The sequence below is a fragment of the Streptomyces sp. 3214.6 genome (genome assembly GCF_900129855.1).
In the GTDB taxonomy this organism is placed as follows: Bacteria; Actinomycetota; Actinomycetes; order Streptomycetales; family Streptomycetaceae; genus Streptomyces; species Streptomyces soliscabiei.
Genome location: NZ_LT670819.1, coordinates 3,305,351 through 3,318,953 on the forward strand (window position 1 = coordinate 3,305,351; position 13,603 = coordinate 3,318,953).

Here is a 13,603-nt window from a genome sequence, read left to right on the forward strand (position 1 = left end):
GGTCACGGCAGCCCACCCGGAGGGGCAGGTGGGGGGCGGAAACGGCCCCGCCCGGACGGACGGGGCCATTCACAGCCGCGTCAGCGGCGAGCGACGCCCTCGGCACGAGCCGCGGCGGCAACCGCCGCGGTCACCGCGGGGGCGACCCGCTCGTCGAACGGCGACGGAATCACGTAGTCCGCCGCGAGATCGTCCCCGACGACCCCGGCCAGCGCCTCGGCCGCCGCGAGCTTCATGCCCTCGGTGATCCGCGACGCCCGCACCTGCAGCGCCCCGGCGAAGATCCCCGGGAACGCCAGCACGTTGTTGATCTGGTTGGGGAAGTCCGACCGCCCGGTGGCGACGACCGCCGCGTACTTGTGGGCGACGTCCGGATGCACCTCGGGGTTCGGGTTGGCCATCGCGAAGACGAACGCACCCTCGGCCATCGAGGCCACCGCCGCCTCCGGGACCGTACCGCCGGAGACGCCGATGAAGACGTCGGCGCCGGCCAGCGCGTCCTCCAGCGACCCGCTCAGCCCGGTCTTGTTGGTGAAGGAGGCCAGCTCGCGCTTGACGTCGGTGAGGTCCTCCCGGTCCGCCGAGACGAGGCCCTTGCGGTCGGCGACCGCGACGTCCCCGATGCCGGCCTCGACCAGCATCCTGGCGATGGCGACACCGGCCGCGCCGGCGCCCGAGATGACGGCCCGCAGCTCACCGATGCCCCGCCCGCTCAGCCGCGCGGCGTTGCGCAGCGCGGCCAGCGTCACGATCGCCGTGCCGTGCTGGTCGTCGTGGAAGACCGGGATGTCGAGCGCATCCTGGAGCCGGCGCTCGATCTCGAAGCACCGCGGCGCCGAGATGTCCTCCAGGTTCACTCCGCCGAACGAGGGAGCGAGCCGCACCACGGTCTCGATGATCTCGTCCACGCCCGTGCAGGCGAGCGCGATCGGAACCGCGTCCACCCCGCCGAACTGCTTGAAGAGGATGGCCTTGCCCTCCATGACCGGAAGGGAGGCCTCCGGGCCGATGTCCCCGAGCCCGAGGACGGCCGTGCCGTCGGTCACGACGGCGACGACGGACGACTTCCAGGTGTAGTCGTTCACCAGCTCCGGCTGCTCCGCGATCGCGGTGCACACGCGCGCGACGCCGGGCGTGTAAGCGAGGGACAGGTCGTCCTTGTCACGGACCGGGACGGTGGCCTGCACGGCCATCTTCCCGCCACGGTGCAGCGCGAACACCGGGTCGAACGAGTCGAGGGGCTCCGCACCACCCTCCTGGCCCGCTCGGTCGGCGCTCTCGCTGCGAGGATTGACGATCTCCGCTGCCACTGTGTCTTACCCCTTAGATGTTCATGGTGTTTGAGGGTGGCCACTCCTGATTGAGAAGTGGGCGGGCATCGCACAGGGCCCACGAGTTGATGCGTACGGGCGCCTGCGCGTCGGGCGCGCCGCACACGCGCCCTGAGCCCCGGATGAGGGGTGTAAAAAACCTTCTTACCGGACGGAGACCACGGCCGACGAGTCCATTCCGTGCAAGGTCACATCCCTCGCTCTGTTGACCTTCGACAGTGGTCACCACGAGTGACATGGTGAGCGACACGGCGAGCAGCAGGCGAGTGACATGATTCATGCCACATGGACACGCCCAAACGAACACATGACGAGATGAACCGAAGATCTTTCGGCCGGAACGGGAGATTCCCGCAGATGGTCCGGCTCCGTCCGGTCGTGATGTACCGGAGTGATGCGGTTCGGGGGTCGCCCGTTATCCGATTTTGACATGGGTGGCCCCCTGATTGCCGCCGTCCGAATGGCAAGATGCGGTAATCACACGAGGTCGCGACACCCGAAGGTGTGTGTTCTCGTCGACCCATCGGCTTTTGTCGACCCATCGGCATCTCCATCCATCCGCCGGAGGAACCCACCATGACCGCAAGCTCCACCCGTCGCACGACCGCCGCGCGCACCCGCCTGGCAGCGGTCGGATCCCTCGCGGTCGCGGGCGCCTTGCTGCTCACCGCCTGCGGCGACCAGACCAACGGCGGCGGCAGCAGCAACACCTCGGAGTCGGGCAGCAGCAGCGCGGCCCCCCTCTTCTCGAAGCTCCCGGCCGGTATCCAGAAGGCGGGCGTCATCAAGGTCGGCACCAACGCCGAGTACGCCCCGATGGAGTCCGTCGAGGCCGGCAAGATCGTGGGCGTCGACCCCGACATCGCCACCGCGCTCAGCAAGCAGCTCGGCGTCGAGTTCAAGTTCACCTCGGGCGCCTTCGACGGCCTGATCACGGCCGTCAACACCGGCCGCTACGACATCGCCATGTCGTCGATCACGGACAACAAGCAGCGCCAGGAAGGTCTGGACGACAAGGGCAAGAAGCTGGGCGAGGGCGTCGACTTCGTCGACTACTTCACCGCCGGCACCGCCATCTACGTCAAGAAGGGGAACCCGAAGGGCATCAAGTCCATCGAGGACCTCTGCGGCCAGACGGTGGCCGTGCAGCGCGGCACCACGTACGAAGAGGCCCTGCAGACGCAGTCCAAGGCCTGCACGACCGGCGGCAAGGCGGCCCTCAAGATCGAGTCGTTCGACAACGACACCGAGGCCCAGACCCGCGTGAAGTCCGGCGGCGCCGTGGCCGGCGTCAACGACTACCCGGTCGCGGTCGACCTGGCCCGCAAGGCCGACGGCGGCAACAGCTTCGAGGTCGTCGGCGAGCAGTACGAGGCCGCTCCGTTCGGCATCGTCGTCGACAAGAAGAACACCCAGCTGCGCGACGCCCTCAAGGAGGCCGTCGACGCGATCATCAAGGACGGCTCGTACCAGAAGGTGCTGGAGAAGTGGGGCGCCCAGAGCGGCGCGATCAAGGCTGCCGCGGTCAACGGCGGCAAGTGATCCACTCGCACCTCCTGAAGCCTTTGAAGGGCAGTCCCCATGACTGACAAGCTCCAGAAGTCCTCCGAGGGCGCACCACCCGAGGACACCCCGCCGGTCTCGAAGGAGTCGGCGTTCTCCGGCCCACCGGAGGCCATCAAGGCGATCCCGGTGCGCCACTACGGCCGCTGGGTGAGCGCCGTGATCGTCGTCGCGCTGCTCGCACTGCTCGTCAACGCGTTCGCGAACGGCGACATCCAGTGGCACGCGGTGTCCGACAGCCTGTTTGACTCGACGGTCGTCGCGGGCGCCGGCCGCACCCTGCTGATCAGCATCCTGGCCATGCTGCTCGGCGTGGTCCTGGGCGTCCTCCTCGCCGTGATGCGCCTGTCGAAGAACCCGGTGACCAGCACCATCGCGTGGCTGTACATCTGGTTCTTCCGCGGCACGCCGGTGTACGTGCAGCTGCTGATGTGGTTCAACCTGGCGCTGATCTTCCCCGTGCTGAATCTCGGTCCGATCTACAAGGACGAGATGGTGGACGTCATGACGCCGTTCATGGCCGCGCTGCTGGGCCTCGGCCTGAACGAGGCCGCCTACATGGCCGAGATCTGCCGGGCCGGCCTGCTGGCCGTCGACGAGGGTCAGACGGAGGCCGCGCACGCGCTCGGCATGAGCCACGGCAAGACGCTGCGCCGGATCGTCATCCCGCAGGCGATGCGGGTGATCGTGCCGCCGACCGGCAACGAGTTCATCAACATGCTGAAGACCTCGTCGCTGGTGTACGTCGTCACGTACAACGAGCTGTTGCGCTCGACCTCGGTGATCGGCTCGTCGTCGTACGCCGTGATGGAGCTGCTCTTCGTCGCCTCGATCTGGTACCTGGTCATGACCAGCATCTTCAGCGTCTTCCAGTACTACCTGGAGCGCTACTACGCCCGCGGTTCCAGCCGCAGCCTCCCGCCCACGGTCTTCCAGAAGATCAGGGCGAACCTGTTCGGATCCTCGAGGAGGACGGCATGACCGCGATGGTGAAGGCGGAGGGCGTCCACAAGTCCTTCGGCCTGGTCGAGGTCCTCAAGGGCATCGACCTGGAGGTCAAGAACGGCGAGGTGTTCTGCCTCATCGGCCCGTCCGGCTCCGGCAAGAGCACGTTCCTCAGGTGCATCAACCACCTTGAGAAGATCAACGCCGGCCGTCTGTACGTGGACGGGGACCTGGTGGGCTACCGCCAGAAGGGCGACAAGCTGTACGAGCTCAAGGACAGCGAGGTCGCGCTGAAGCGCCGGGACATCGGCATGGTGTTCCAGCGGTTCAACCTGTTCCCGCACATGACGGCGGCGGAGAACGTCATCGAGGCCCCGGTCCAGGTCAAGGGCGTCAGCAAGGCCCAGGCCAGGGAGCGGGCGCGGGAGCTCCTGGACCGCGTCGGCCTCGCCGACAAGGCCGGGAACTACCCCTCGCAGCTCTCCGGCGGCCAGCAGCAGCGCGTCGCCATCGCCCGGGCGCTGGCCATGGACCCGAAGCTGATGCTGTTCGACGAGCCGACCTCGGCCCTCGACCCGGAGCTGGTCGGCGACGTCCTCGACGTCATGCGCGACCTCGCCGAGTCCGGTATGACGATGGTCGTCGTCACCCACGAGATGGGCTTCGCCCGCGAGGTCGGCGACAGCCTGGTCTTCATGGACGGCGGCGTGGTCGTCGAGTCCGGCAACCCGCGCGAGGTGCTGACCAACCCGCAGCACGAGCGGACGCAGGCGTTCCTGTCCAAGGTGCTGTAGCGCGCACGACGGCGAAAGGGGCGGTACGGGATTCCCGTACCGCCCCTTTCAGTGCCGGGCGCCCGGCGGGGGCCCCGGGGTGGCCGCCCGCAGGTCGGTCACTTCAGCGCGAGCAACAGCGTGTCCGAAGGGGACGCCCACACCGGGCGCGCCTCCCCGAAGCCCTGCGCGAGCAGCACGCGCGCGTGCCATGCCGCCGAGGGCATGTCCCCGTCGGCGTGTTCGCCGTAGATCTCGAAGCGGCGGGCGGTCGGCGCGGCGAGGACCGGGTCCTGGGCGGCGAGCTGCCACCATTCGGCCCAGTCCGGGACCCCGCCCGCTTTGGCCTGATCCATACGGGCGTGACGCTGGGCGCGCTCCGCCGCGTTGATCCGGGGCGTCGTGTCGTCGATCATGTGGTCCGCGTTCATGAAGACACCGCCGTCGCGGACGAGTTCCGCGACCTGACCGTAGAGGGCCGCGAGGGGTTCGCTGTGCAGCCAGTGCAGGGCCGTGGCGGTCAGGACGGCGTCGTAGGAGTCGTACGGCAGGCGGGCCGGCCAGTCCGGGTCCTTGAGGTCGGCCGTCACGAAGGTGACGCGGTCGTCCCCCGCGAAGGTGCCCTCGGCGATGGTGAGGAGCGCCGGGTCGAGGTCGACGCCGGTGCTGGTGGCCCCGGGGAGGCGGGAGAGCAGCCGGGCGGTGATGGTGCCGGTGCCGCAGGCGAGGTCGAGGACGCGCGGGGCGGGTCCGACGAGCGCCTCCACCATGTCGAGCATGATCCGGAAGCGTTCCTCCCGGTCGGGCATGTACCACTCCTGCTGGCGGTCCCAGCTCCGCTGCCAGGCCGCCCAGTCGGTGCCGGTCGTGGTCGTCTGCGCGTCCGTCATCGCAACCCTCCGCCGTATGTCACGTAATACCCTGGAAGCACGAACGGCCGTTACTCCGCCCGCACCCCGACCATAGAGCGCCACCGTAAGGACTACAAGTGGAACTGGCCTATTACTCGGACTATGCCGTGCGCCTCGTCAACAGCGAGGAGCCGGCCCGGGGCAAGGACGCCCTGACCTCGGTCGAGGCCGTCCGTGCCCTCTTCGGCGGCAACCAGTCGGCGGCCCGCCGGGCCACCGACGCCGACGTCACCCGGTTCCGCTCGGTCCGGGGCCGGCTGCGCGCGGTCTTCGAGGCGGCCGACGGCGGCGACGAGACCCTCGCGGTGGACCTGCTGAACTCCCTCCTCCTGGAGTTCCCGGTGAGCCCCCAGATCTCCGGCCACGACTTCCGCGACGACGACGGCAGGCCGCTGTGGCACATGCACCTGGCCGACCACCCGTCGAACGCGACGGCGGGCTACGCGGCCATCGCGGCGATGGGCCTGGCGTTCCACCTCACGGAGTACGGCGTCGACCGTCTGGGCCTGTGCGAGGCGGCACCCTGCCGCAACGCCTACCTCGACACCTCCACCAACCGCTCCCGGCGCTACTGCTCCGACCGCTGCGCGACCCGCGCCAACGTGGCCGCCTACCGCGCCCGCAAGCGTTTGGAGGCGGACCGAACGGCCGTCACGGGCCTCGCCGCCGACAGCGCCCAGCGCACCAGCGCCAGCGGCGAGCGCCGGCCCGACTTCAGCGGGCGGTAGCGCAGCCGCACCTTGCCGAGTATCAGTTCGTCGGGCACGGTCCCGTAGTCGGTGCTGTCCCCTCCGGCGTACGCGTTGTCCCCGAGCACCCACCACCCCCCGTCCCGTCGCTCGACGGCCCGCTTGACCACCAGCAGGTCCTGCTGGAAGGGATGCCGCAGCACGACGACGTCACCGGCGCGCACCCTGGCCCCGTACTGCACCACCAGCTGGTCTCCGTGGTAGAGCGTGGGCACCATGGACGGCCCGGTCACCTCGGCCACCCCGAAGGACGCGACCGCCCTCCCCTGCTCGGTCTCCTGCGACAGCTCCGGCATCGCCGGCACCTCCCCGGTCCGTTCCTCCACCAGTCTCAGTCTGACCCCGGACTTTTGTCCTAAGCCCATGGGGGCACCCGCCAAAAGCCGTCCCTCAGGGAGTAATGTCCCACCTGAGAAGACGATCACGAGGAAGGAATGCTCCATGCTTTCCCGCCTGTTTGCCCCCAAGGTCAAGGTCAGCGCACACTGCGACCTGCCCTGCGGTGTGTACGACCCGGCCCAGGCCCGCATCGAGGCGGAGTCGGTGAAGGCCGTCCAGGAAAAGATGGCCGCCAACGACGACCCGCACTTCCAGGCGCGCGCCACCGTCATCAAGGAACAGCGTGCCGAGCTCGCGAAGCACCACGTCTCCGTGCTGTGGAGCGACTACTTCAAGCCCCCGCACTTCGAGAAGTACCCCCAGCTGCACGAGCTCGTCAACGACACCCTGAAGGCCCTGTCGGCCGCCAAGGGCTCGACGGACCCGAAGACCGGCGAGAAGGCCCTGGAGCTCATCGCCGAGATCGACAAGATCTTCTGGGAGACCAAGAAGGCCTGAGGCACACTCCTTCGCCCCGATCCGCGGCCGGTGCACCACCGCGGCCCGGGAAAGCCTCCAGAAGGGGCCGGTCCGCAACCCGACCGGCCCCTTTCGGCGTTCGATGGCCCACAGGTAAGCGTTCTGCCGGGGATGCTGACGCCCGCGCGGTGCCTCGAACGCAGCCGTGGCACGCCTTCCTTCTCCCGGGTCACCCACGAGTGCCCTGGCCGTCGCGCGCCTCTTCAGTTCGGCCAAGGGTTCGCCGGTCACCACATACACAGGCCACGGCTGGAGGTTCCCGCTCGACGGAGCTCGCGTCGCCGCGGCCGGCACTCGGCGCTCAACGCGGCCGGGTCCTTTCGGCGTTCGCCTTTCGCCGGGTGCGCTTGAGTCTCCCCCGGGGGGAGAGTCGAGGATGAGGGCATGGACGGCGACGGTGGCGACCTCTGCTCGATCGGTGAACTGGCCCGGCACACCGGGCTGACGGTCAAGACCGTCCGGTTCTACTCCGATCGCGGCATCGTGACGCCGGCCGACCGCACGCCCGCCGGCTACCGCCGCTACGGCCCGGACGCCGTCGCCCGGCTGGCGCTGGTGCGGACGCTGCGCGAGCTGGGGTTCGGGCTCGACGTGATACGGCAGGTCGTCGACCGGGAGCTGACGCTCGGCGACGTCGCCGCGCAGCACGCCGCCGCGCTGGACGTACAGATCGGCGTCCTGCGGCTGCGACGGGCGGTGCTGACGGCCGTGGCCAGGCGCGGACACACCCCCGAGGAGATGGCACGCATGCACCGACTGGCCCGACTCACCGAAGACGAACGTCGGCGGTTGACAGACGACTTCCTCACCGGCGTCTTCACGGATCTCGACGGCGGTGACGTCTACGCCGGGGTCCGACGCTCCCTGACGCCCGAACTTCCCGACGACCCGACCGACGAGCAGGTCGAGGCATGGGCGGAGTTGGCCGAGTTGATGCTCGACCCGGGCTTTCGCGCGAGTCTTCGGCGCGCGGTCGAGGACCAGGCGCGCCACGTGTCCGACCGTGGCTTCGGGGTCCCACGCCCGGACGTCGTCGCGCTCGCCCGCGACCACGCGACGGCGGCGGTCGCGTCCGGGACGGCCCCAGAGTCGCCCCGGGCCGACCAGGTCGTCGCGGCGCTCACCGCGGACTGCGCGCGCCTCCTCGGCCGGCCGGACGACGGTGACCTGCGTCGACGGCTGCGGCAGCGGCTGGCCCACGCCAACGATCCGCGCCGGGACCGGTACGTCCACCTGCTCGCCCTGGTCAACGGCTGGCCGCCCCCGGAACCCCTGACACCGGCGCTCGACTGGTCGATCACGGCGCTGAGCCTGCGCTCATCATGGGCATGATCCGCCGTACGTCTGCGGACACGCCCTACGCTCTCGGTGCCGCGCTTGGCCCGGGTCGACGTGACGTTCGAACAGCACGAACTCAACGGGCAGCCGGGCGCGATCTTCCGAGACAGGGACGGCAAGGTCCTCAGAAACAGGCCTCCCGACCGACCTGACCTGACCCGCGCGGGCCTGGCGGTCGGTCGGGCCGGGCGGTCGGGCCGGGCGGTCGGTCGGGCCTGGCGGTCGGTCGGTGCTTCAGCTGACGGCAACGGCGCCGGTGGCGGCGCCGTCGGCCGTGTCGTCCTCGCCTGCCTCCAGCAGGCCCGCCGCCGCGCCCACGATGCGTGGGTCGGCGGCGCCGACCACCTCCTCGTCCTTGTCGGCGTAGTCGAATCGGGCGAGCACACTGCGCATGGCCTCGACCCGGGCCCGTTTCTTGTCGTTGCTCTTGACCACTGTCCAGGGCGCGTACGCCGTGTCCGTCTCGCGGAACATGGCGACCTTGGCCGCGGTGTAGTCGTCCCAGCGGTCCAGCGAGGCGAGGTCCATCGGGCTGAGTTTCCACTGCCGTACGGGGTCTATCTGACGGATCGTGAACCGGGTGCGCTGCTCGCCCTGCGACACCGAGAACCAGAACTTGATCAGGTCCACGCCGTCGTCGACGAGCATCCGCTCGAACAGCGGCGCCTGGCGCATGAAGCGCTGGTACTCGTCGTCACTGCAGAAGCCCATGACCCGCTCGACGCCGGCCCGGTTGTACCAGGACCGGTCGAACAGGACGATCTCGCCGGCGGTCGGCAGCTGTTCGACGTACCGCTGGAAGTACCACTGCCCGCGCTCGCGCTCGGTGGGCTTCTCCAGCGCCACGACCCGGGCGCCGCGCGGATTGAGGTGCTCCGTGAACCGCTTGATGGTGCCGCCCTTGCCGGCCGCGTCCCGTCCTTCGAAGACGATGACGAGCCGGCGGCCCGTCTCCTTGATCCAGCTCTGCAGCTTCAGCAGTTCGATCTGCTGGAGCCGCTTGTGCAGGTCGTACTCGTTGCGCTCCATACGGTGCGGGTACGGATAGTTCTCCCGCCAGGTGTCGACCAGGCTCCCGTCCGGCCGGACGAGGACAGGGTCGTCGTGATCGCTGTAGTCGACTCTCAGGTCGGCCAGCTCGGACAGCAGGGGCGGCGTCGCCATCCCGTTCTCCTTCCGGTTCAGTGGAACTGCGGCACGATCAGATAGATCCCGTACGCCACCACGGCCGCGCACGCGAGGAAGCACAGGCCCGCCTGGGCCATGCCGAGCGACGACGTGCCGCCGCCCCGCCCGGCGCCGCCGCCCCGCTCGCGCGCGCCCTCCACACGGGCGAGGCCGAGCACGCCGAAGGCGAAGACGACGACCACGGCGACGGTGACGCCGATGCTCACCGCGGTGACCTGGCCGAGTGCGTTCCAGTCCAGATGCATCGAAGCTCTCCCTGCCTCAGGCGGCCGTGCCGACGCCGGCCGGCGGCGCGGTGCGGACGTTGACCTCGTGGGTGTCGTTCACGTTGTTCGCGTGCACCGGGTCGCGGCGGGACAGGACGACGATGCCCGCGGCCACGGCCGCGCCCGCCAGCGCGACGACGACCGTGCCGAAGTTGCCGCCGTGCTTGACCACGCTCGCGGAGACGCCGCCGACCAGCGCGGCGGCGGGCAGCGTGATCAGCCAGGCGGCGACCATCCGGCCCGCGACGCCCCAACGGACCTCCGCGAGGCGCCGCCCCAGGCCCGCGCCGAGGATGCTGCCGGAGGCGACCTGCGTGGTCGACAGGGCGAAGCCGAGGTGGGCGGAGGTGAGGATGACGGTCGTGGAAGCGGTCTCGGCGGCGAAGCCCTGCGGGGACTGGATCTCGGTGAGGCCCTTGCCCATGGTGCGGATGATCCGCCAGCCGCCCAGATAGGTGCCGAGGCCGATGGCGAGACCGGCCGAGGCGATCACCCACACCGGCGGGCCGGCGTCGTGTCCGAGCGCGCCCGCCGAGATCAGGGTCAGGGTGATGACGCCCATGGTCTTCTGCGCGTCGTTCGTGCCGTGCGCGAGCGAGACCAGCGAGGCCGAGGCGATCTGACCGAGCCGGAAGCCCTTGGTGACCGACTGCTTGCGGGCGCGGGCGGTGAGCTTGTACGCGAGGTAGGTGGCGATCAGGGCGGCGACACCCGCCACGAGCGGCGAGGCCACGGCCGGGATCAGCACCTTGTCGACAACCTTGTCGAAGTGCACGCCGTGCGAGCCCGCACCGACCCACACCGCGCCGATCAGCCCGCCGAAGAGGGCGTGCGACGAGCTGGACGGCAGCCCGACCAGCCAGGTCAGCAGGTTCCAGAGGATCGCCCCGACCAGCCCCGCGAAGATCATCCCCGGGGAGACGAGGGTGTCGTCCACGATGCCGCCGGAGATCGTCCTGGCGACCTCCGTGGACAGGAAGGCGCCGACGATGTTGAGGGCTCCGCTGATCAGCACCGCTGTTTTCGGCTTGAGCGCGCCGGTGGCGATGGAGGTGGCCATCGCGTTCGCCGTGTCGTGAAATCCGTTGGTGAAGTCGAAGGCCAGAGCCGTGACGATGACGACCGCCACGAGGAACGTGATGTGGTCCATTCCCTCATGGGAACAAGCGCTTTCATACGGGAGGCGAACTGAAGGCAAAGCCTGTTCCAGGTCCCCGCGCCCACCAGGTGAGGATCGTGCGATGCTGACGTGGTGACCCTCGAGGACCTGGTACGACTGCGGCAGGCCCGCGACCGGATGGACCGTGAGTACGCCGAGCCGCTCGACGTCCCCGCCCTCGCGCGCACCGCGCTGATGTCGCCGGGCCACTTCCAGCGGAGCTTCCGCGAGGCCTACGGCGAGACTCCCTACGGCTACCTGATGACCCGCCGGGTCGAGCGCGCCAAGGCCCTGCTGCGCCGCGGCGACCTGACCGTGACGGAGGTCTGCATGGCGGTCGGCTGCACCTCGCTCGGCTCGTTCAGCTCCCGCTTCACCGAGCTGGTGGGCGAGACGCCGAGCTCCTATCGGGCCCGCTCGCACGAGGAGAGCGCGGAGATCCCGCCCTGCGTGGCGCGAGCGTACACACGCCCGAGACGGACGTGACGACGTAACGCCCGTATCGACCTTAGGTTGGCCCCATGGACCTGAAACTGCACACCTGTTTCATCGCTGTCGACGACCACGACAAGGCCGTCACCTTCTACTGCGACGTCCTGGGCCTGGAGATCCGCAACGACGTCAAGTACGAGGGGATGCGGTGGGTGACCGTCGGGTCGCCGCTGCAACCGGACGTGTCGATCGTCCTGGAGCCGCCCGCCGCGAACCCCGACCTCTCCCCGGCGGACCGGGAGGCGATGGAGCAGCTGCTGGCCAAGGGCGTGCTGCGCGGGGTCAACTTCACCACCGAGGACTGCGACGCCCTCTTCGCCCGTGTCCGGGAATCCGGCGCCGAGGTGATTCAGGAACCGATGGACATGCCGTACGGGGTGCGCGACTGCGCGTTCCGGGACCCGGCGGGGAACATGCTGCGGTTCATGGAGTCGAAGCCCCGATGAGCGGAGTGGTGAACGGGCCGGCGAGCGGGCCGGTCCGGTGGACCTACGCCTTCGTCGACCGGCCCGCCGCACGCTTCGAGCGGGCCTGCGCGTTCTGGACCGCAGTCACGGACACCACGCTGTCGGAACTCCGCGGTGCGGACGGGGAGTTCGTGACCCTGCTCGCCGAGGGCGCCGACCCCTGCGTCAAGGTCCAGCAGGTGGCGGGCGGCGACGGCGGCGCGCATCTCGACTTCGCCGTCGAGGACGTGCCCGGGTTCGTGGAGAAGGCGCTGAAGCTGGGCGCCGAGCCGGCCGCCGCAAACGAGGGGTGGGCCGTACTGCGCTCCCCCGCGGGGCAGTTGTTCTGCGCGGTGCCGTGGCACGGGGAGACCGTACGGCCGCCCGTGGTGGCGGGCAGCCGCCTGGACCAGGTGTGCGTCGACATCCCGCCGTCGGCGTACGAGGCCGAAGTCGCCTTCTGGGGCGGCCTGTTGCCCGACTGGCGCTCCCGGCCCGGCTCCCGGCCCGAGTTCCATGTGGTCGAGCCGCCGCCCGGCCTGCCGATCCGCATCCTGCTCCAGCGGCTCGACGAGGAGCGGCCCGGGAGCGGGGGTTCGGCCGGCGCCCATCTCGACCTGGCCTGCGGCCCGGACGTCGACGCCGTGCGCGTCCGACACGAACGGCTCGGCGCGGTCCTCGTCGCCCGCCACCCCCACTGGACGGTGCTGCGCGACCCGGCCGGCGGCCTGTACTGCCTGACCGGACGCGACGCGGAGACGGGCGGACTGCCGCGGGCGGGCGCCTAGGGCCTGCCCGGCGGATCATGCCCGTAGGCGCCGCTGCTTTCCTGCGACTTGATCCGCCGGACAGGCCCTAACCGTTCGTCGGCCACGCGCAGACGACGATCAGGCGGTCGGTCGTCGCCTCACCGTCCGGCGTCTCCTCGCCCCCGCTGTCCCTCTCGCCGTCGCCCTCGCCCTCGTTGTCGGCCTCGTCCTTGCCCTTGTCCTTGTCCTTCGCTTTGTTGCACAGGTCATCGCCGTCCACGTCCATATGGAGCAGCGGCGCGGCGGACTCCTGGGGTGCGTGTCGGCCGTTCGGCTGTCGGGCCGGGGGTTCGGTGGAGTCCTGCAGCCACAACGTCAGTCCGGCCCCGACGGCCACGGCCGCCACCCACACCCCCACGGCCCATCGCCATCCCCGGCGCCGACCTCTGCCCGATCCGGCCCCGGCCCCGGCCGCGGTCACATCCTCGTCTCCCCCGTCATGCGTCATGGGGGTCACGCTAGCGGCAGGGCTGGTGCGGCCGGAGGCCGACCGGTCCTGTCACGAGGTCCGGGCGGTAGGCGCTCCGGGCTCCTGGTCGGGCTCGGCGGCGTCGGGCCCGAGGGCATCGACCCCGGAGGCGTCGGGCTCGTAGGCGTCGGGCCGGGCGCCCGGCTCCACATACGCCTCGCAGTCCGGGTTGTGGCACGGGCCCGGCACCCAGCGCGGGACCCACGCGCCCAGCGTCTTGTGCCGCCGGATGACGGACTGCACGGGCTGTCCACAGGCGGGGCAGACGCGTTGTTCCCTGTCCATGTCCTCAGAGTAGGGCGGCCC

17 protein-coding genes and 2 pseudogenes are annotated in these 13,603 nt (G+C 70.1%); 10 read left to right on the plus strand and 9 right to left on the minus strand.

What is annotated here, in order from left to right; genetic code table 11:
- Positions 1-80: 80 nt before the first annotated feature.
- Positions 81-1,310 carry an NAD(P)-dependent malic enzyme gene (locus tag B5557_RS14685; RefSeq protein WP_079659704.1) on the minus strand — a complete coding sequence of 410 codons (1,230 nt, stop codon included), beginning with the start codon at positions 1,308-1,310 and terminating at the stop codon, positions 81-83.
- Positions 1,311-1,907: 597 nt separating this feature from the next.
- Here B5557_RS14685 and B5557_RS14695 point away from each other — a divergent pair.
- Genes B5557_RS14695 through B5557_RS14705 form a run of 3 tightly spaced genes read left to right on the plus strand, consistent with a single transcriptional unit; the run spans position 1,908 to position 4,633 of the window.
- Positions 1,908-2,873: an ABC transporter substrate-binding protein gene (locus tag B5557_RS14695; RefSeq protein ID WP_079659706.1), complete on the plus strand. Its 966-nt coding sequence runs from the start codon at positions 1,908-1,910 to the stop codon at positions 2,871-2,873.
- Positions 2,874-2,912: 39 nt separating this feature from the next.
- Positions 2,913-3,875 carry an amino acid ABC transporter permease gene (locus tag B5557_RS14700; protein WP_079659707.1) on the plus strand — a complete coding sequence of 321 codons (963 nt, stop codon included), beginning with the start codon at positions 2,913-2,915 and terminating at the stop codon, positions 3,873-3,875.
- A complete protein-coding gene (locus tag B5557_RS14705; protein WP_079659709.1) occupies positions 3,872-4,633 on the plus strand; it encodes an amino acid ABC transporter ATP-binding protein in 762 nt (253 codons plus the stop codon). The genes B5557_RS14700 and B5557_RS14705 overlap by 4 nt, the downstream gene beginning before the upstream one ends.
- Positions 4,634-4,731: 98 nt before the next feature.
- Here B5557_RS14705 and B5557_RS14710 read toward each other — a convergent pair whose 3' ends face one another.
- Positions 4,732-5,502 carry a class I SAM-dependent methyltransferase gene (locus B5557_RS14710; protein ID WP_079659711.1) on the minus strand — a complete coding sequence of 257 codons (771 nt, stop codon included), beginning with the start codon at positions 5,500-5,502 and terminating at the stop codon, positions 4,732-4,734.
- A 98-nt stretch (positions 5,503-5,600) separates the two neighbouring features.
- Here B5557_RS14710 and B5557_RS14715 point away from each other — a divergent pair, with 98 nt between their 5' ends.
- A complete protein-coding gene (locus B5557_RS14715) occupies positions 5,601-6,251 on the plus strand; it encodes a CGNR zinc finger domain-containing protein (protein WP_079659712.1) in 651 nt (216 codons plus the stop codon).
- Here the strand turns inward: B5557_RS14715 and sodX are convergent.
- Positions 6,134-6,568: a nickel-type superoxide dismutase maturation protease gene (gene sodX / locus B5557_RS14720; protein WP_143688246.1), complete on the minus strand. Its 435-nt coding sequence runs from the start codon at positions 6,566-6,568 to the stop codon at positions 6,134-6,136. The two genes, B5557_RS14715 and sodX, sit on opposite strands and share 118 nt — an antisense overlap.
- Before the next feature lie 145 nt (positions 6,569-6,713).
- On the opposite strand from sodX, the gene sodN reads away from it, so the two are divergent.
- Positions 6,714-7,109: a superoxide dismutase, Ni gene (sodN, locus tag B5557_RS14725; protein WP_079664782.1), complete on the plus strand. Its 396-nt coding sequence runs from the start codon at positions 6,714-6,716 to the stop codon at positions 7,107-7,109.
- 174 nt (positions 7,110-7,283) lie between these two features.
- On the opposite strand, the pseudogene B5557_RS45100 reads toward sodN, so the two are convergent.
- A pseudogene (locus B5557_RS45100) lies at positions 7,284-7,436 on the minus strand (nitroreductase family protein); the annotation flags it as partial.
- A 78-nt stretch (positions 7,437-7,514) separates the two neighbouring features.
- On the opposite strand from B5557_RS45100, the gene B5557_RS14730 reads away from it, so the two are divergent.
- Positions 7,515-8,462, plus strand: a complete 948-nt coding sequence (locus B5557_RS14730) for a MerR family transcriptional regulator (protein ID WP_079659715.1) — start codon at positions 7,515-7,517, stop codon at positions 8,460-8,462.
- Positions 8,463-8,501: 39 nt separating this feature from the next.
- Positions 8,502-8,594 (plus strand): annotated as a pseudogene (locus tag B5557_RS45105) (RNA polymerase subunit sigma-24); the annotation flags it as partial.
- Between the two features lie 108 nt (positions 8,595-8,702).
- Here the strand turns inward: B5557_RS45105 and ppk2 are convergent.
- From ppk2 to B5557_RS14745, 3 genes are read right to left on the minus strand one after another with little or no spacing between them, the layout of a single operon-like run.
- Entirely contained in the window at positions 8,703-9,632 is a 930-nt protein-coding gene (gene ppk2 / locus B5557_RS14735; RefSeq protein ID WP_079659717.1) for a polyphosphate kinase 2, read from the minus strand.
- 17 nt (positions 9,633-9,649) lie between these two features.
- Entirely contained in the window at positions 9,650-9,901 is a 252-nt protein-coding gene (locus tag B5557_RS14740) for a hypothetical protein (RefSeq protein WP_079659718.1), read from the minus strand.
- Between the two features lie 16 nt (positions 9,902-9,917).
- Positions 9,918-11,072, minus strand: coding sequence for an inorganic phosphate transporter (locus tag B5557_RS14745; RefSeq protein ID WP_079659720.1), 1,155 nt, complete (start codon positions 11,070-11,072; stop codon positions 9,918-9,920).
- Positions 11,073-11,174: 102 nt separating this feature from the next.
- Between B5557_RS14745 and B5557_RS14750 the strand changes: the two genes are divergently transcribed.
- Genes B5557_RS14750 through B5557_RS14760 form a run of 3 tightly spaced genes read left to right on the plus strand, consistent with a single transcriptional unit; the run spans position 11,175 to position 12,807 of the window.
- Positions 11,175-11,567 (plus strand): helix-turn-helix transcriptional regulator, encoded by a 393-nt coding sequence (locus B5557_RS14750; RefSeq protein ID WP_099937135.1) that lies wholly within the window; start codon positions 11,175-11,177, stop codon positions 11,565-11,567.
- 35 nt (positions 11,568-11,602) lie between these two features.
- A complete protein-coding gene (locus B5557_RS14755) occupies positions 11,603-12,019 on the plus strand; it encodes a VOC family protein (protein WP_079659723.1) in 417 nt (138 codons plus the stop codon).
- A complete protein-coding gene (locus tag B5557_RS14760) occupies positions 12,016-12,807 on the plus strand; it encodes a VOC family protein (RefSeq protein WP_079659724.1) in 792 nt (263 codons plus the stop codon). Before B5557_RS14755 ends, B5557_RS14760 begins: the two co-directional genes overlap by 4 nt.
- 67 nt (positions 12,808-12,874) lie before the next feature.
- Here the strand turns inward: B5557_RS14760 and B5557_RS14765 are convergent, their stop codons facing one another.
- Both B5557_RS14765 and B5557_RS14770 read right to left on the minus strand, forming a co-directional pair.
- Positions 12,875-13,276: a hypothetical protein gene (locus B5557_RS14765; protein WP_143688179.1), complete on the minus strand. Its 402-nt coding sequence runs from the start codon at positions 13,274-13,276 to the stop codon at positions 12,875-12,877.
- A 51-nt stretch (positions 13,277-13,327) separates the two neighbouring features.
- On the minus strand, positions 13,328-13,582 hold the full coding sequence (locus B5557_RS14770; protein ID WP_079659726.1) for a hypothetical protein: 255 nt from the start codon (positions 13,580-13,582) through the stop codon (positions 13,328-13,330).
- Positions 13,583-13,603: the final 21 nt, after the last annotated feature.

Coding starts and splice junctions, on each gene's coding strand:
- B5557_RS14770 (WP_079659726.1), bottom strand. CDS start 13,582: ATGGACAGGGAACAACGCGTCTGCCCCGCCTGTGGACAGCCCGTGCAG.
- B5557_RS14745 (WP_079659720.1), bottom strand. CDS start 11,072: ATGGACCACATCACGTTCCTCGTGGCGGTCGTCATCGTCACGGCTCTG.
- ppk2 (WP_079659717.1), bottom strand. CDS start 9,632: ATGGCGACGCCGCCCCTGCTGTCCGAGCTGGCCGACCTGAGAGTCGAC.
- B5557_RS14705 (WP_079659709.1), top strand. CDS start 3,872: ATGACCGCGATGGTGAAGGCGGAGGGCGTCCACAAGTCCTTCGGCCTG.
- B5557_RS14695 (WP_079659706.1), top strand. CDS start 1,908: ATGACCGCAAGCTCCACCCGTCGCACGACCGCCGCGCGCACCCGCCTG.
- sodN (WP_079664782.1), top strand. CDS start 6,714: ATGCTTTCCCGCCTGTTTGCCCCCAAGGTCAAGGTCAGCGCACACTGC.
- B5557_RS14765 (WP_143688179.1), bottom strand. CDS start 13,276: ATGACGCATGACGGGGGAGACGAGGATGTGACCGCGGCCGGGGCCGGG.
- B5557_RS14760 (WP_079659724.1), top strand. CDS start 12,016: ATGAGCGGAGTGGTGAACGGGCCGGCGAGCGGGCCGGTCCGGTGGACC.
- B5557_RS14710 (WP_079659711.1), bottom strand. CDS start 5,502: ATGACGGACGCGCAGACGACCACGACCGGCACCGACTGGGCGGCCTGG.
- B5557_RS14730 (WP_079659715.1), top strand. CDS start 7,515: ATGGACGGCGACGGTGGCGACCTCTGCTCGATCGGTGAACTGGCCCGG.
- sodX (WP_143688246.1), bottom strand. CDS start 6,568: ATGCCGGAGCTGTCGCAGGAGACCGAGCAGGGGAGGGCGGTCGCGTCC.
- B5557_RS14755 (WP_079659723.1), top strand. CDS start 11,603: ATGGACCTGAAACTGCACACCTGTTTCATCGCTGTCGACGACCACGAC.
- B5557_RS14740 (WP_079659718.1), bottom strand. CDS start 9,901: ATGCATCTGGACTGGAACGCACTCGGCCAGGTCACCGCGGTGAGCATC.
- B5557_RS14700 (WP_079659707.1), top strand. CDS start 2,913: ATGACTGACAAGCTCCAGAAGTCCTCCGAGGGCGCACCACCCGAGGAC.